Origin of the sequence: Kitasatospora sp. NPDC001309, assembly GCF_042896295.1 — a bacterium.
Lineage (GTDB): Bacteria > Actinomycetota > Actinomycetes > Streptomycetales > Streptomycetaceae > Kitasatospora.
The window spans coordinates 38,177-52,419 of record NZ_JBIAXC010000025.1 but is presented as its reverse complement, the minus strand read 5'-3'; the positions used below and the strand labels follow the sequence as shown (position 1 = coordinate 52,419).

17 protein-coding genes are annotated in these 14,243 nt (G+C 74.2%); 8 read left to right on the top strand and 9 right to left on the bottom strand.

Annotated elements, in window-relative coordinates; all coding sequences use genetic code 11:
• Positions 1 to 43: 43 nt before the first annotated feature.
• Together ACFY2K_RS24125 and ACFY2K_RS24120 are read right to left on the bottom strand one after the other, a co-directional pair.
• Entirely contained in the window at positions 44 to 409 is a 366-nt protein-coding gene (locus ACFY2K_RS24125) for a MerR family transcriptional regulator (RefSeq protein WP_380523515.1), read from the bottom strand.
• 30 nt (positions 410 to 439) lie between these two features.
• The gene (locus ACFY2K_RS24120; protein WP_375891223.1) at positions 440 to 1,207 is read right to left on the bottom strand and encodes an SDR family NAD(P)-dependent oxidoreductase; all 768 of its coding nucleotides are present in this window, start codon (positions 1,205 to 1,207) and stop codon (positions 440 to 442) included.
• Positions 1,208 to 1,422: 215 nt separating this feature from the next.
• On the opposite strand from ACFY2K_RS24120, the gene ACFY2K_RS24115 reads away from it, so the two are divergent.
• Both ACFY2K_RS24115 and ACFY2K_RS24110 read left to right on the top strand, forming a co-directional pair.
• Entirely contained in the window at positions 1,423 to 1,647 is a 225-nt protein-coding gene (locus ACFY2K_RS24115) for a hypothetical protein (RefSeq protein WP_387713879.1), read from the top strand.
• 4 nt (positions 1,648 to 1,651) lie between these two features.
• On the top strand, positions 1,652 to 2,038 hold the full coding sequence (locus ACFY2K_RS24110) for a VOC family protein (protein WP_387713876.1): 387 nt from the start codon (positions 1,652 to 1,654) through the stop codon (positions 2,036 to 2,038).
• 127 nt (positions 2,039 to 2,165) lie between these two features.
• Here the strand turns inward: ACFY2K_RS24110 and ACFY2K_RS24105 are convergent, their stop codons facing one another.
• Positions 2,166 to 2,561, bottom strand: coding sequence for a peptidoglycan-binding protein (locus ACFY2K_RS24105; RefSeq protein ID WP_387713874.1), 396 nt, complete (start codon positions 2,559 to 2,561; stop codon positions 2,166 to 2,168).
• Positions 2,562 to 2,969: 408 nt separating this feature from the next.
• Between ACFY2K_RS24105 and ACFY2K_RS24100 the strand changes: the two genes are divergently transcribed.
• The gene (locus ACFY2K_RS24100; protein ID WP_380523507.1) at positions 2,970 to 3,620 is read left to right on the top strand and encodes an NAD(P)-dependent oxidoreductase; all 651 of its coding nucleotides are present in this window, start codon (positions 2,970 to 2,972) and stop codon (positions 3,618 to 3,620) included.
• An 18-nt stretch (positions 3,621 to 3,638) separates the two neighbouring features.
• On the opposite strand, the gene ACFY2K_RS24095 is transcribed toward ACFY2K_RS24100, so the two are convergent.
• Positions 3,639 to 4,421 carry a dioxygenase gene (locus ACFY2K_RS24095; protein ID WP_380588589.1) on the bottom strand — a complete coding sequence of 261 codons (783 nt, stop codon included), beginning with the start codon at positions 4,419 to 4,421 and terminating at the stop codon, positions 3,639 to 3,641.
• A 113-nt stretch (positions 4,422 to 4,534) separates the two neighbouring features.
• Between ACFY2K_RS24095 and ACFY2K_RS24090 the strand changes: the two genes are divergently transcribed.
• A complete protein-coding gene (locus ACFY2K_RS24090; RefSeq protein ID WP_360237449.1) occupies positions 4,535 to 5,002 on the top strand; it encodes a MarR family transcriptional regulator in 468 nt (155 codons plus the stop codon).
• On the opposite strand, the gene ACFY2K_RS24085 is transcribed toward ACFY2K_RS24090, so the two are convergent.
• The 3 genes from ACFY2K_RS24085 to ACFY2K_RS24075 form a co-directional block, all read right to left on the bottom strand.
• Positions 5,003 to 6,244, bottom strand: coding sequence for an RNA polymerase sigma factor (locus tag ACFY2K_RS24085; RefSeq protein WP_380523503.1), 1,242 nt, complete (start codon positions 6,242 to 6,244; stop codon positions 5,003 to 5,005).
• Positions 6,245 to 6,330: 86 nt separating this feature from the next.
• Complete coding sequence (locus tag ACFY2K_RS24080; RefSeq protein WP_375891234.1) at positions 6,331 to 6,702, bottom strand: YciI family protein; 372 nt, start codon at positions 6,700 to 6,702, stop codon at positions 6,331 to 6,333.
• 166 nt (positions 6,703 to 6,868) lie between these two features.
• The gene (locus tag ACFY2K_RS24075; protein WP_380523501.1) at positions 6,869 to 8,368 is read right to left on the bottom strand and encodes a PucR family transcriptional regulator; all 1,500 of its coding nucleotides are present in this window, start codon (positions 8,366 to 8,368) and stop codon (positions 6,869 to 6,871) included.
• Between the two features lie 413 nt (positions 8,369 to 8,781).
• Between ACFY2K_RS24075 and ACFY2K_RS24070 the strand changes: the two genes are divergently transcribed.
• The 3 genes from ACFY2K_RS24070 to ACFY2K_RS24060 all read left to right on the top strand — a co-directional run bounded on the left by ACFY2K_RS24070 (position 8,782) and on the right by ACFY2K_RS24060 (position 11,157).
• Positions 8,782 to 9,267, top strand: a complete 486-nt coding sequence (locus tag ACFY2K_RS24070) for a molybdopterin-dependent oxidoreductase (protein ID WP_375891237.1) — start codon at positions 8,782 to 8,784, stop codon at positions 9,265 to 9,267.
• Positions 9,268 to 9,368: 101 nt separating this feature from the next.
• Positions 9,369 to 9,887 carry a GNAT family N-acetyltransferase gene (locus ACFY2K_RS24065; RefSeq protein WP_375891239.1) on the top strand — a complete coding sequence of 173 codons (519 nt, stop codon included), beginning with the start codon at positions 9,369 to 9,371 and terminating at the stop codon, positions 9,885 to 9,887.
• Between the two features lie 232 nt (positions 9,888 to 10,119).
• Positions 10,120 to 11,157, top strand: coding sequence for a sphingomyelin phosphodiesterase (locus ACFY2K_RS24060; protein ID WP_380523499.1), 1,038 nt, complete (start codon positions 10,120 to 10,122; stop codon positions 11,155 to 11,157).
• Between the two features lie 8 nt (positions 11,158 to 11,165).
• Here ACFY2K_RS24060 and ACFY2K_RS24055 read toward each other — a convergent pair whose 3' ends face one another.
• Positions 11,166 to 12,200, bottom strand: a complete 1,035-nt coding sequence (locus ACFY2K_RS24055; protein WP_380523497.1) for a LacI family DNA-binding transcriptional regulator — start codon at positions 12,198 to 12,200, stop codon at positions 11,166 to 11,168.
• Between the two features lie 159 nt (positions 12,201 to 12,359).
• Between ACFY2K_RS24055 and ACFY2K_RS24050 the strand changes: the two genes are divergently transcribed.
• Positions 12,360 to 13,313 (top strand): DUF4436 family protein, encoded by a 954-nt coding sequence (locus ACFY2K_RS24050; RefSeq protein ID WP_375891245.1) that lies wholly within the window; start codon positions 12,360 to 12,362, stop codon positions 13,311 to 13,313.
• Between the two features lie 18 nt (positions 13,314 to 13,331).
• Here ACFY2K_RS24050 and ACFY2K_RS24045 read toward each other — a convergent pair whose 3' ends face one another.
• On the bottom strand, positions 13,332 to 14,204 hold the full coding sequence (locus tag ACFY2K_RS24045; RefSeq protein WP_387713868.1) for a MurR/RpiR family transcriptional regulator: 873 nt from the start codon (positions 14,202 to 14,204) through the stop codon (positions 13,332 to 13,334).
• Between the last annotated feature and the right edge of the window lie 39 nt (positions 14,205 to 14,243).

The following is a 14,243-nucleotide window of genomic DNA, read 5'->3' as shown; positions in this document are numbered from 1 at the left end:
TGTCCTATCCCGCGCGCCCGCTGCACACCCCCGATCGGGGGTGTCACCCGTTCGAACGCAGCCGCTCGGCCGCCGTCAGCGCCACCAGCAGCCGGTCCCGGGCCTCGGTCTGGGCGGCGATCCGGCGTTCGAGCGCCGCCAGCCGCTCCCGGACGACCCCCAGCACCCGCTCGGACGGCGGCCGGGCGAGGACGTCCCCGTCCAGGCAGGTGAGCATCGGCCGGAGGTCCTCCATGGTGAGCCCGGCGGCGACCAGAGCGCGGATGTTGCGGACCCGCGGGACGGCCGAATCCCGGTACTCCCGGTAGCCGTTGGCCGCCCGCTCGGAGTCGATCAGCCCGGCCTGCTCGTAGTGCCGCAGCGCCCGGGCCGTACTGCCCGTCCGCCGCGCCAGTTCACCGATCCGCACCGCCGCCCCGCCCGTCCGTCCGTCGGTTCCTCAGGCCACCAGCGCGCCCCCGTCCACGGACAACACTACGCCGGTCACGAACGAGGCCTGCGGCGAGGCGAGTTGGGTGATCGCCCAGGCCACCTCGGCGGGCCGCCCGATCCGGCCCAGCGGGGTGAGCCCCAACTGCCACTCCAGGATCGCCGCCGACAGCTCGGGGCTGAAACCGGAGTGCTCGCCGATCGGGGTGTCGATCGCCCCGGGCGCCACCGCGACCACCCGGATGCCGCGCGGAGCCAGCTCCACCGCCCAGCTGCGGGTGATCGTCTCCAGCGCCGCCTTGCCCGCCGCGTACACCGAGTTGGTCGGCCAGCCGCGCTGTCCGACGGCGGTGCTGACGTTGACCACCACGCCCCGGCTCTCGGCCAGTGCGGGCAGCGCGGCCTGGCCGAGCAGCACCGGGGCGACCAGGTTGGTGGCCAGCAGTGTCTCGATCCCGGCCCGGTGGAAGTCGCCGAGGCGCTGGGTGTTCTGCACGATGCCGGCGTTGTTCACCAGCACGTCGAGCCGCCCGTACCGCTCCAGGGCCGTTCCGACGATCCGCTCCGGGGCGTCCGGTCCGGTGACGTCCGCCACCAGCGGCTCGATCAGCCCCGGGTGCGCGGCCGCCGTCTCCGCCAGCGGCCCGGGGCGCCGCCCGACCGCCACCACCCGGGCGCCCTCGGCCGCGAAGGCCCGCGCGGTCTCCCGCCCGATCCCCGTCCCGGCCCCGGTGACCACCACGACCCGACCCGTCCCCGCTTCGTTCTGTTCGCTCATGGGAGCACTCTCCGACCCTGCCGCCAGCGTCAAGGTCAAGCCGCAACCGTCGAGCGGTGGCCGGCCGTCCGTCAGGAAGATCGTGCAGCGGTTCCGAACCCAGGGGGAGAGCACCATGAACCACCACCGACCCGACCCGGCCCTGACCACCTTCCCGACGGCGGACGGCCTGCTGCTGCGCCCCTTCGAGGACGCCGACGCCCCGGCCCTGCGCGGTGGAGGCGCTGACCGTCTGGGCCTTCGAGGTCTTCGCCGCGGACGGCCTGGTCCGGATCGACCTGCTGCACGAGGGCGACGACGACGCCTCCTGCCGGGTCGCGGAGAAGAGCGGCTACGCGTTCGCGGAGGTCGTCCCGGCCTTCCCGCCGTCGTACCCGCTGGACGGGCACCGGCACTGCCGGAAAAGGCTGGACACGACCGAACGGTACCGGCCAGAGTGAGCCCATGGCTTCTCTGGTACGTCATGTGACGATCGACTGCGCGGACCCGTTCGCCCTCGCGGACTTCTGGGCGAAGGTGCTGGACGGCACCCTCGCCGAGGACGACAACCCGGGTGACCCGGAGGCGGTGGTGAAGTCCGCCGGTGCCGATCTGCTGTTCATCCGGGTGCCCGAGGGCAAGACCGTGAAGAACCGGGTCCACCTGGACCTCCAGCCGCAGGACCGCAGCCGTGACGAGGAGGTCGAGCGCCTGCTCGCCCTGGGCGCCACGGTGGTGTCGGACCAGCGCCGCCCGGACGGCACCGGCTGGGTCACCCTGGCCGACCCGGAGGGCAACGAGCTGTGCGTCGAGCGCAGCCAGGCCGAGCGCACCGCCACCGGCGCGTCCTGAACCGACCGCCCTGCACCCGGCCCGGGTCACGTACGGGCCGGGTACGGCGCCGGGGGTGGTTCCGCGCCCGGTGCGGGACGCGGGACCACCCCCGGTCAGTTGCTCACCGCTGGTGGGGCGGCGGTGGTCAGCCCGGGAGCTGGCTGTTGCAGTTGCTCATCCAGGAGCCCATCAGGCTCTGGGTGTTGTAGTCGCCGGAGTGGTGCGCGGCGACGTAGACGTTGTAGATGTCGGACTTGATGGCGGAGCCGGTGTTCGGGCCGACCTGGCCGTCCTGCTGCAGGTTGCCCTTCGAGCCCTGGTAGGAGTACACCGCGTTGTAGGTGTTCTGGCCGAACTGGCCGTCGACCGAGAGGCCGGCGTTCTCGAGGTAGTTCATGGCCTGCTGGACGCACACCACCGGCTGGCCGGTGCTGCCCCACTGGATGAGGGAGGCGGCGTTGGCCGTGCCGACGGCGAGCCCGAGCGCGGCGCCCGCTCCGAGGGTGAGGGTGGCTGCGCGAAGTGCCCACTTCTTCTGCATGTCGAGTCTCCTCAGTCGCACAATCCGCAAGGGAAGCAGGAGAGTTGTGGTTTCACTCCTGCCGCTTCCGATCGTGCGCCGTCCCGCCGCCGCGGACCAGACCCGCCGACCGGGTTGGCCGAAAGCCCGTAAGGCGCAGGGGTGTTCGGGGGTGGTGCCGGGTCGGCTCGGGCGGGTGGGGGCCGACCGGGCGGTCGGTCGGTGAAGTTCGACAATGGTCGACGTATTGGCCTGCTGCCATCCGAAGTCTTTACCGGCCGCCGGGCCGGATCCGCCCGCGTGGCGGAACGAGGGCCTCCGGCCGGGCTGTCGCACGTCCCGGGGGCGGCCGGTTGGCCGATAATCGCCGGTGACTGACGGAAAGTCATAACACCGCACACCGCCACCGAACGGACAGGTAGGTATCCCATGGCCAAAATCGCCGTGATCGGCGCCAATGGCGGCATCGGCAGCGCCGTCGTCGCGGAGGCGGCGGCCCGCGGGCACGAGGTCACCGCCGTGGTCCGCGAGCCGGACCGCTACCGGGGTGCGGCGGCCCGGGTGGAGCGCGGCGACGTACTGGACCCGGCCGACGTGGCCCGGGTGGCGGCCGGCCGGGACGTCCTGGTGAGCGCCGTCGGCGGCGGCGACGGCCCGGGCCACCTGGCGCTGATCGAGCCCGCCGCCCGTTCACTGGTCGAGGGCCTGCGGGCGGTCGCCGACGGCGCCGCGCCCCGCCTGATCGCGGTCGGCGGCGCGGGCAGCCTGGAGACCGCCCCGGGCGTGCGGGTCTGGGACGCCCCGGGCCTGCCGGAGCCGATCCTGCAGATCATGCACGCCCACGGCGAGGCGCTGGACTACTACCGGACCGTCTCCGACGTCCGCTGGACGGTACTCAGCCCGGCCGCGGAGATCGGCCCGGGGGAGCGGACCGGCCGCTACCGGACCGGCCTGGAGCAACTGCTCACGGACGCCGGGGGCCACAGCCGGATCTCGGTGCCGGACTACGCGGTCGCCCTGGTGGACGAGATCGAGCAGCCCGAGCACATCGGCGAGCGCTTCACCTGCTGCTCGCTGTAGCGCGCCGGGCTCACCCGTTCAGCCCAGCTGGATCGACCGCTTGGCCAGCCCCATCCAGAACCCGTCGATCACGCTGCGCTGGCTGCCGAGGTCGGCCTCGCCGGCGCCGAGGGTCACGAACAGCGGCGCGAAGTGCTCGGTGCGCGGGTGGGCGAGCCGCCCGGCCGGGGCCTTGCGCTCGAAGTCGAGCAGCGCGTCCAGGTCCTGGGCGTCCAGGGCGCGCCTGCCCCAGTCGTCGAACTCGGCCATCACCGAGCTGGTCCGGCCGTCGCTGTTGAGCGCCCGCAGGTTGTGGGTGAAGAAGCCGCTGCCGATGATCAGCACGCCCTCGTCGCGCAGCGGGGCGAGTCGGCGGCCGATCTCCAGCAGGCGCTGCGGGTCCAGGGTGGGCAGGGAGATCTGCAGCACCGGGACGTCGGCCTCCGGGAACATCTCCACCAGCGGGACGTACGCGCCGTGGTCGAGCCCGCGGTCGGGGATGTCCTGGACGGGCGTGCCGGGGGCGCGCAGCAGCTTGCGCACGCGCTCGGCCAACTCGGGGGCGCCGGGGGCGGCGTACCGGACGGCGTAGTAGTGCTCGGGGAAGCCCCAGAAGTCGTAGACCAGCGGGACGGTGGTGACGGCGCCGACGGCCAGCGGGGCCTCCTCCCAGTGGGCGGAGACCATCAGGACGGCCTTGGGCCGGGGCAGGTCGGCGGACCAGGCGGCCAGCTGGCCCGGCCAGATCGGGTCGTCGGCGAGCGGCGGCGCGCCGTGCGAGAGGTACAGGGCGGGCATGCGCTCGGGGGCCGCGGTGCTCAAGGTGTCCTCCTCAAGGGGAACGAGTGGGTAGTTCAAATTTGAACCTCTACTCCGGGACGGTACACCTTCGTTCGAATTTGAACAACAGGAGTAGGCTTCACCCCATGTCCTCACTGAACGAACCCCGCTGGCTCGACCAGGACGAGATGGCCGCCTGGCGGGGCTTCGTCGTCGCGAGCAACCTGCTCAACCGGCGGCTGGAGCGCCAGCTCAAGGACGACTCCGGCCTCTCGCACCAGCAGTACGAGATCCTGGTGCACCTGTCCGCCGCCCCCGGCGACTCGCTGCGGATGACCGAACTCGCCGACAAGCTGGTCACCTCCAAGAGCGGCCTGACCTACCAGGTCACCCAACTGGAGCGGATGGGCCTGGTCGGCCGCCGCTCCTGCCCCAGTGACGTGCGCGGCGTCATCGCCGAACTCACCGACCAGGGGCGGGAGACGCTCCGCCAGGCCGCCCCCGGCCACGTCGCCCTGGTGCGCGAGCTGCTGATCGACGTGCTCACCCGCGAGCAGCTCGCCGTCCTCGCCGAAGGCCTCGGCGCGGTCAGCGCCCGCCTGCGCCAGGACGACACCCCCTAGCTAGGGCCTGTCGCCCAGTGCGGCCGCCCGCTCCCGCAGCAGCTCCCGCTCCCGCTCGTTGCGGGTCAGCCCCGCCGCCCGCTCGAACTCCGCCCGGGCCTGGGCCGTCCGCCCCAGCCGGGCCAGCAGGTCGCCCCGCACGCTCGGCAGCAGGTGGTAGTCGCGCAGCGCCGGCTCCGCCGCCAGGGCGTCCACCAACTCCAGGGCGGCGGCCGGGCCCCGGGCCATCGAGACGGCCACCGCCCGGTTCAGCGCCACCACCGGTGAGGGCGTCAGCACCAGCAGCCGCTCGTACAGCGCGGCGATCGTCGCCCAGTCGGTGTCCTCGTACCGCCGCGCCCTGGCGTGGCAGGCGGCGATCGCGGCCTGCGCCGAGTACGGCCCGCTGCCCGCCCGCCCGAACGCCTCGAAGCCGCGCCGGATCAGCAGCCCGTCCCAGCGCGCCCGGTTCTGCTCGGCCAGCAGCACCGGCCGCCCGTCGGGGCCGGTGCGGGCGGCCGTCCGGGAGGCCTGGAACTCCAGCAGCGCGGCCAGCCCGTGCGCCTCCGGCTCCCCGGGCACCAGCGCGGCCAGCACCCGGGCCAGCCGCAGGGCGTCCTCGCACAGCTGCGGGCGCAGCAGGTCGTCCCCGGCGGTGGCCGAGTAGCCCTCGTTGAAGATCAGGTAGACGACCTCCAGCACCGAGGACAGCCGCTGCGCCCGGTCCTCGCCGTACGGCACCTCGAACGGCACGCCCGCCTTCGCCAGCGTCCGCTTCGCCCGGACGATCCGCTGGGCCACCGTCGCCTCCGGCACCAGGAAGGCGCGGGCGATCTCCGGGGTGGTCAGCCCGCCCAGCAGCCGCAGGGTGAGCGCGATCCGCGCCTGCGCCGACAGCACCGGGTGGCAGGCGGTGAAGATCAGCCGCAGCAGGTCGTCGTCGATGTCGTCCGGGCCGGACGGCTCCGGTGGCTCCGGCGCGTCCTCCAGCGACCGCCCCACCTCGGCGAGTTTGCGGGCGTAGACCTCCCGGCGGCGTACCAGGTCGACCGCCCGCCGCTTGGCGGTGGCCGTCAGCCAGGCGCCCGGGTTGTCCGGCACGCCGTCGCGCGGCCACTGCTCCAGCGCGGCCACCAGCGCGTCCTGCGCCAACTCCTCGGCCAGGCCGACGTCCCGGACGATCCGCGCGGCCGCGGCGATGATCCGCGCGGACTCGATCCGGTACGCCGCCTCGACGACCGCCGTCGCCTCCCTCTCCGTCACGGCCACCCATCAGAGCAGCCGGCGGAGCGGGAGGCAACGTGCGCCACGGTCGCTACGGCCCTTACTGCCCTACCGCCCTACCGCCCTTACTGCGGGGGCCGCGGTGCCTCGTCGAGCTGCCGGACCTCCGCCTCGACCTGCCAGTGCGCCGGGTGGGTCTGCAGGAAGCGCCTGGTCCACTCCAGTGCCTCCGCCTTGTCCTTGCACTGCATGATCGCGTAGCCGCCGATGACCTCCTTGGTCTCGGTGAACGGCCCGTCGGTGTAGCCGACCTTCCCGTCGGCCCAGGTCACCCGGGTGCCCTGGGCGGTCGGGGTCAGCCCGGCGGTGTCCAGCATCACCCCGGCCCTGGTGATCTCCTCGAACAGGGCCCCCATCCGCTGCTCGAACCCCGGGTCGGGCTCCCAGTCGCCCCGGGCGCTCTCGTCGATCCGGATCAGTGACATGAAGCGCGGCATGGTGACTCCTCGGTCCTGCGGGCGGGGCCGTTCCCCGCCGCTCACCCCTGCGTCGATCGGGCCGGCGCCGGATCGACATCGGCCGGGAAGAATCTTTTTCCTACCTGTCGTCCGTCCGGGCCCTGCTCGCCGACCGGACGGTCACCGGACGGCGGTCACCGGGCGGTCACCGGACGGCCGCCGCCGGCGCGCACAGCAGTGCCGCCCGCAGGTCGGTCCGGTCGCGGAGGCGGGCCAGGTTGCGGCCGGTCAGCTCCTCGATCCGGCGGATCCGGTAGTGGACGGTGTTGACGTGGATGTGGAGCTGCTCGGCCGTCCGCGCCCAGGAGCCGTCATGGTCGAGGAACACCGCCAGGGTGCCGAGCAGCGAGACGCCGTTCTCGGCGTCGTGGGCGGTCAGCGGGGCCAGCAGCCGGGCGTGGAAGGCGGCCGTCACCTCGGGCGGGATGCCGCGCAACAGCCCGTCCAGGGAGTCCAGTTCGGCGGTGCTGCCGACCGGGCCGGGGGCGCCCGCCAAGACGTACCGGGCCTGCACCAGGGCCGCCCGCAGCGCCTGGGGGGTGGCCGGGGCGGCCGGGCCGACGCCGATCCGCAGGGTGCGCCGGCCGGTCAGCCGGGCCTGGAGGGCGGGCCGGGCCCGGCGCAGCCGTTCGGCGACCCGCTCGGCGGGTGCGGCCACCAGTGCGGCGGTGAGCCCGGTGCGGTCGGTGCCGGCCGCGTACGGGACGTCCAGCGGGTGCAGGGCCTCGGCCAGCGCGTGCGCCGCCCAGTCGACCGGCGCCTCGTCGCCGGCCCGGCCGGGCTCGATCCGCGCGGTGACCGCCACCAGCGGGCCGGTCTCGGCCAGCCCGCAGGCGGCGAGCGGTTCGGTGAGTCCGGCGTCGTCGGCCAACGCGTCCAGCAGCCGTCCGGCGGCCCGCCGCCGGGTGCCGGCCGCGGCCCGGGCGCGGGCGGCGAGCGGGGCGAGCAGGTCGGCGAGGCCCTGGAGCGCCGGTTCCACGGCGGGGGTGTGCGGGTGGGCCCGCAGCCGCCAGCCGTCGAACGGGGAGCCGTCCTGCGGGCCGACCGGCAGCCCGGGCCCGCCGCGACCGGCGGCCGGTGCGGGCTGGGGCGGGCCGGCCACCGGGCGGCCGCCGGCGGTGGTGATCGAGCACTCGGGCAGCCCGAGCCGGCCGACCGCGCGGGCCAGCACCTGGCCGGGTGCGGCCTCGGTGCGGACCAGGTCGAGCAGTTCGCTGCGGACGGTCTCCGGGATCGCCGCGGTGTCCTGCGCCCCCGCCCGCAGGTCGCCCCAGAGCCGCAGGTAGACCCGGTCGGTGACGGCCCGGAAGCTCACCCCGGCGGGCACCGCGAGCAGCGGGATGGCGTGGGTGCGGCAGGCCTCGGCCAGGCCGTCCGGGATGCTGCCGTGGGTGCCCTCGCCGGCCAGCAGGGCGGCCACCCCGGCGCTGCGCAGCGCGGTGGCGAAGCGCAGCGCGCCGGAGGCGTCGGCGGGCTGCCACCAGACCAGGCCGGTGAGCACGAGTTCGCCGGGCTGGAGGTAGCGGGCCGGGTCCTGGAGGTCGGTGGAGCTGACGCCGGTGACCGGGCGGTCGAGCAGGTCGGGGGTGCCCCAGGCCAGCCGGATGGACAGGTCGTCGAGGTGCAGCAGGTCGCCGACGATCATCTTTCGCTCGCTCTCGCCAGGGGTGTCGCTCTGGTGCGCCGCGTCGCTTCCTCTCGCAGATGAGAGGGATGTCGACGCATGTGCATCGTAAATGCCAGTGGAACAACCGCGAATCTTCTTGTCGGATCATCCAGCCGAGGGCCCCGTGACCGGTGTGCGGAACCAGTGGTCCGCCCGATTGCCGGGTTGCTTGAATCGGTGTGCGGGGCGCGCCGGTCCTTCTCCTCCGGCGGGCGCCGCGGCCTCCGGCGTGCACCGCGACCGGTCTCGCACCTGCGAGCTGAACCGTCGCCCGGTCATCTCAGCTGCCGCTGAATGAGGGCATTCAGCGCCGCAACCGCGAATGTCGGAGCTGCCCCTCGGGTAGTCCTCCTCCCGGGCCGCAGTGGCGCGGCCCGGGAGGAAGGAGCGCCATGATCCGGACCGGCCCCGGCGTGACCCCGGCACCACCCACCGTCCGGCTGCACGGCCACCTCGACGAGCCGGCCGAGCTGACCGTCGAGCAACTGCGCACCCTCCCCGCGCACCGGGTCGAGGTCAGCTTCGACTGCCTGACCGAGGGCGAGCAGCGGCACGGCTACGAGGGCCCGGCCCTGCTGGACGTCCTGCTCGCCGCCCGGCCCCGGATCGACTTCTCCGGCCGCAAGCAGCGGCTGCGCTTCCTGCTCAACGTGGTCGGTGCGGACGGCCACCGGGCGGTGGTCTCCTGGGCCGAGATCGACCCGGACTTCGGCGGCCGCCGGATCCTGCTCGCCACCAGCATGGACGGCGCCCCGCTGGACGCGGACGGCCCGCAGCTGGTCGTCCCGGACGACCACTGCGGCGCCCGCTACGTCAGTGCCGTCACCGCCGTCTGGCTGGGCCCGCTCGGCGACCAGGAGCGGCCCGCCGCGGGCTGACCGCCCGGCTCGCGGCCCCGGCCCGCCCCGTGCCGCGGTGCCGGGCGGGGCCCCTGGAAAACCGCTGGCCAGAGGCGGCTTTCCGTGCCAACATGCCCCATATGGGGACGATTCTGCACGGCACCCTGGTCACCCTCCGCCCGGCCACCGCCGACGACATCCCGGCACTGGTGGCGATCCGCAGCACGCCCGAGGTGTTCGCCCGCTGGCGGGGCGGTGACGACCTGGTCGACGAGGTCGCCCGGGACTTGGACGCCCCCGAGACCGAGACCTTCGCGATCGACGTGGGCGGCCGGGTGGTCGGCGCCGTGCAGTGGTACGCCGAGAACGACGACGAGTACCGGCACGCCGGGATGGACATCTTCCTCGACCCCTCGGTGCACGGTCTGGGCCTGGGGACGGACGCCGTGCGCACCCTGGCCCGGCACCTGGTGCACGACCACCACTACCACCGGCTGGTGATCGACCCGGCCGCGGACAACCTGGCCGCCATCCGCTGCTACACCAAGGTCGGCTTCCGCCCGGTCGGCACCATGCGCCAGTACGAGCGCGGCTCGGACGGCACCTGGCACGACAACCTGCTGATGGACCTGCTCGCGGACGAACTGTCGGACGGCTGACGGCCGTTCACCGGCCGGCCGGCGGTGGGTACCAGGGTGTACAGACATCTTGTCGGCCGACGGCCCTGAGCTGTACAGACATCTCAGCGCCACAGGAGCGATCGCAACTGATCGCCTGGCGTTCTTCCCGACGTACCGAGCAGTAGCTAGCGTTCCCCCGCCAATCACCGGCGGCCGGTCACCCCGGCCCGCCCGGAACCCCACCGGTTGACGGACCCCCAGGAGAACGCCCATGCTCTCGCGCCGCACGGCCACCGCCCTCACCTCGGCGGCCGCCGCCGCACTGCTGCTCGGCGGCACCGCCCCGAGCGCCTCCGCCACCACCGCGGCGAGCCCCACCGCGCTGTCCGTCCTCGCCTTCAACGTCGACCTCGGCACCGCGATCGTCGACAGCACCCAGAACGAGCAGGCCGCCCGCCGCACCCCGGTGATCGAGCAGATCGTCCGGCAGCACAACGCCGACGTGGTCGTCCTGGACGAGCAGTTCAACAACAGCTCGACCGCCGACATCAACGCCAAGCTCGCCGACCTCTACCCGTACCGCACCCCGGTGGTCGGCGGGACCTGCTCCGGCGGCGGCTGGACGGGCGTCAGCGGCAACTGCTCCAGCTCGTGGTTCGTCATCAACGGCGGCACGATGATCCTCTCCAAGTACCCGATCACCGCCCAGTACGCCCACGTGTTCAGCAACTCCACCTACGGCACCTGGGACTACCACGCCAACAAGGGCGCGGCGCTGGTGCAGGTGAAGAAGAACGGCAGCACCGCGTGGGTGGTCGGCACCCACCTCCAGGCGGACGAGGCCGACACCTCCACCGACACCACCCAGTCCACCCGGCTCGGCCAGCTCGCCGAGATCCGCGCCTGGGTCGACGGCATCGTGGGCAGCGGCGCGCCGGTGCTGATCGGCGGCGACCTCAACGTCGAGTACTTCCACGGCCAGGCCCGTGGCGACTACGCCAACGCCCAGAACGCGGTCAACGGCGTGCTCGGCACCCCGGCCACCGCCCCGAACCAGACCCGCACCACCATGGACTGCCCGGTCTCCTCCTGGTGCCAGTACATGGCGGGCGTGGAGACCTTCCCGACCGACTACCGGGACGACCTGGACTACCTCGGCTACCTCAACGCCCCGGGCCGCCCGGTGCCGAACTCGATGTCCGACGTGAAGGTCGACTTCGACCCCCAGGCCGGCTGGGTACCGGGGCAGCCGGACACCAACGCGCCCAGCGACCACTACCCGGTCGAGGCCACCTTCCAGCTCAACTGACCTGCGGTCTAGGGCTGTTGCCCGGCACCGCCGGCCGGGCAGCCGCAGGAGCGCCGCACCACCAGCCGGGCCGGGAAGGTCCGGGCCCCGGCGGCGCGGCGCTCCGGGCCGCCGAGCACCAGGTCCACCGCGGCCCGGGCCATCTCGTCCTGCGCGGTGGTGACGGTGGTCAGCGCCGGTCCGGCGATCACCGCCTCCGCGATGTCGTCGAACCCGGCCACCGCGAGCTCCTCGGGCACCCGGATGCCCAGGTCGTCGGCGGCCCGCAGCAGGCCGATCGCCTGGTCGTCCGTCGCGCAGAAGACGGCGGACGGCCGGTCGGGCCGGCTCAGCAGGGTGAGCGCCTCGGCGTGCGCCCGGACCCGGTCGAAGGGCGCCGGGGTGAGCCGGCCGTCGGTGGACAGCCCGGCCTCGGCCAGCGCCTCGGCCCAGCCGGCCGTCCGCCCGGTGACCGGGTCGAGCGGGCTGAGCGCCAGGGTGCCGCCGAAGCAGTGCACCTCGGCGTGGCCGTGGTCGAGCAGGTGGCGGACCACCTCGCGGGCGCCGCCCTCGTCGTCGGCCACCACGGCCACGCCGTCGACGCTCTCGGTGCGGTGGTGCAGCAGCACGACCGGGGTGCCGTCGGCCGAGTCGAAGCCGCTCAGCCCGGGGGCGGCCGGGTCCTGGGTGACCAGGATCAGCCCGTCCACCTGCATCCCCAGGAAGGCCCGGATGTAGTGCGCCTCGCGCTCGTCCGCGTAGTCGGAGTTGCCGATCAGCAGCAGCCGGCCGTGCTCGGTGGCGGCCTGCTCCACGGCGTGGGCGAGCCCGGCGAAGAAGGGCTGCCGGGCGTCCGGCACGACCATGCCGAGCAGGTCGGTCCGGCGGCGGGCCATCGCCTGGGCGACCCGGTTGGGCCGGTAGCCGAGCTCCTCCACCGCCGCGAGCACCCGCGCCCGGGTGGCCGGTGCCACCGGACGCGGTCCGTCGTTGATCACATAACTCACGACCGCCGTGGACGTCCCCGCCACCCGCGCCACATCGTCCCGTGTCACCCTCGCCATGACGGATGAGCCTACACAGCGGCTCCGACCAGCGTGTTTTCCGCGTCTGCGGGGAGGCCCCGGGCGGCCCGCCCCGGTTGCGGAGCAGGTGGTAGCGTGCCGACGCTGGCGGGACGGGCGGCAGCAGGTGCCGCCGCCGCCGACCGTGGGAGCAGGTCGATGAGCACGCCGCCGCACCGCAGGGCCGTCCGGCCCCTGCGTCCGACCGCCCGGCCCAAGGTCCGCATCGACGCCCGGGTGCGCGCCACGAGCGCCACCCGGCCGAAGGTCCGCCCCTGGCGGGCGTACGCCGTGCTGGTGGCGATCGTGCTGTTCGTGGCCGCCGGCCTGGTGCTCTACTCCGACGAGCGCTCCACCCGCGGTCGGGCCCAGGAGGTGGGCGTCGACCACCCGTCGGACTTCCTGGAGGTCGACGTGGTGCTCCAGCGGGTCGACGCGGCCGCCCAGACCGTCGCCGCCAAGATCCTGGTGGTGCCGCACGGCGCCCTGGGGACGTCCGGCATCCAGCAGATCCCGGCGCAGGACGTGGCGCTGGAGACCACCTCGCTGGAGCAGACCGTGCTCAAGTACCCGGCCGGCCAGCCGATCCCCTCCAGCCCGGTGTCGTTCAGCCTCGCCGAGGGGCGGGTCACCGACTACCCCTTCGACGGCTACCGCGCGCAGGTCGGCTTCCGGGCCACCGTCGGGGGGCGGCCGGTCCCGGTGACGATCGGGATCCAGGAGGCCGACCCGTTCTTCGCCTTCACCCAGGGGGAGAAGGAGACCGACGGCCTCGGCATCGCCGTCACCGAGCAGATCAGCCGCTCGCGCAGCACCTACATCCTGGCCTGGTTCATGATGGCGGCGATGTGGGCACTGGCGCTGTCCGTCCTGGTGGCGGCCTGGCTGATCGTCCGGCAGCGGCGCGGGATCGTCTGGCCGGCCCTGAGCTGGATGGCGGCCACCCTGTTCGCCCTGGTCGGCATGCGCAACGCCGCGCCCGGCAGCCCGCCGATCGGCTCACTGCTGGACTACGCGGCGTTCTTCTGGGCGGAGCTGCTGGTCGCGGTGGGCCTGACCATGGTCGTGGTGCGCGGCGCCCGGATCGAGGGTGCCCACCGGCCCAGCACGTAGCCGTCCTGATCGCCGGGGTCAGTACACGTAGTCCGCGCAGACGTCGGCGGCGAGCCGCAGGGCCTGCTCCGCGCGGGGCCCGCGCAGCGCCAGCAGGGTCTGGGCGAGCGCGTCCACGGCGGCCAGGTGGGCCAGCCGGCTGGCGGTGGTCTCCAGACCGAAGACCAGGTCCTGCCCGCCCGCGACCAGGACGCAGGTCGCCGTCTCGGTGAGCGGTGAGCGGGCGTAGCTGGTGAGCGCCAGCACCTCGGCCCCGGACGCCCGGGCGGCCCGGGCGGCGGCCACCACGCTGTGGGTGGCGCCGGTGTGGCTGACGGCCAGGCAGACGGCGCCCGGCGGCAGCCCGGCGGCGACCAGCTGGGCGGTCATCGAGTCGGCCGGGGCGTCCACCACCAGGCCGAGCGCCCGCAGCCGGTAGGCGATGTCCAGAGCGACGGCGCCGGACAGCCCGGTGCCGACCAGCAGCACCCGGGGGGCGTCGTCCAGCAGTTCGGCGGCGGCCCGCAGGTCGTCCGGGCCGAGCGTGGCGGTGATGCCCTCCAGGGCGGCCCGGGCGGCGCGCAGGGTGTCGGCGAGGGCCCGGGCGGCCGGGTCGTCGGCGTCCGCGGCCGGTTCCGCGGCGGGGGCGGCCGGGGCGTGCAGGGCCGCGGCGATCTTCAACTCCTGGAAGCCGCGGAAGCCGAGCCGCTGGCAGGCCCGGACCACCGAGGAGGGTGCCGTCCCGGCCAGCGCCGCCACGTCGCTGACGCTCAGGTGCACCAGTTCGGCGCCCCGGTCCAGCACCACCCGGGCGACCCGCGCCTCGGTGCCGCGCAGTTCGCCGAGCCTGGCCCGGATCTGCGCGGCCAGCTGGGATTCCAGGGGCGTGAAAAATTTGGAACGTTCTTCCATGGCTCTAGGGTAGCGTGGAATCCAGTTCCAGCGCCGCCG

Bases quoted from the DNA above. Each gene is read 5' to 3' on its own strand.
- ACFY2K_RS24120 (WP_375891223.1), bottom strand. From the start codon at position 1,207: ATGAGCGAACAGAACGAAGCGGGGACGGGTCGGGTCGTGGTGGTCACC.
- ACFY2K_RS24110 (WP_387713876.1), top strand. From the start codon at position 1,652: ATGGCTTCTCTGGTACGTCATGTGACGATCGACTGCGCGGACCCGTTC.
- ACFY2K_RS24105 (WP_387713874.1), bottom strand. From the start codon at position 2,561: ATGCAGAAGAAGTGGGCACTTCGCGCAGCCACCCTCACCCTCGGAGCG.
- ACFY2K_RS24100 (WP_380523507.1), top strand. From the start codon at position 2,970: ATGGCCAAAATCGCCGTGATCGGCGCCAATGGCGGCATCGGCAGCGCC.
- ACFY2K_RS24080 (WP_375891234.1), bottom strand. From the start codon at position 6,702: ATGCCGCGCTTCATGTCACTGATCCGGATCGACGAGAGCGCCCGGGGC.
- ACFY2K_RS24075 (WP_380523501.1), bottom strand. From the start codon at position 8,368: ATGATCGTCGGCGACCTGCTGCACCTCGACGACCTGTCCATCCGGCTG.
- ACFY2K_RS24070 (WP_375891237.1), top strand. From the start codon at position 8,782: ATGATCCGGACCGGCCCCGGCGTGACCCCGGCACCACCCACCGTCCGG.
- ACFY2K_RS24065 (WP_375891239.1), top strand. From the start codon at position 9,369: ATGGGGACGATTCTGCACGGCACCCTGGTCACCCTCCGCCCGGCCACC.
- ACFY2K_RS24060 (WP_380523499.1), top strand. From the start codon at position 10,120: ATGCTCTCGCGCCGCACGGCCACCGCCCTCACCTCGGCGGCCGCCGCC.
- ACFY2K_RS24055 (WP_380523497.1), bottom strand. From the start codon at position 12,200: ATGGCGAGGGTGACACGGGACGATGTGGCGCGGGTGGCGGGGACGTCC.
- ACFY2K_RS24050 (WP_375891245.1), top strand. From the start codon at position 12,360: ATGAGCACGCCGCCGCACCGCAGGGCCGTCCGGCCCCTGCGTCCGACC.
- ACFY2K_RS24045 (WP_387713868.1), bottom strand. From the start codon at position 14,204: ATGGAAGAACGTTCCAAATTTTTCACGCCCCTGGAATCCCAGCTGGCC.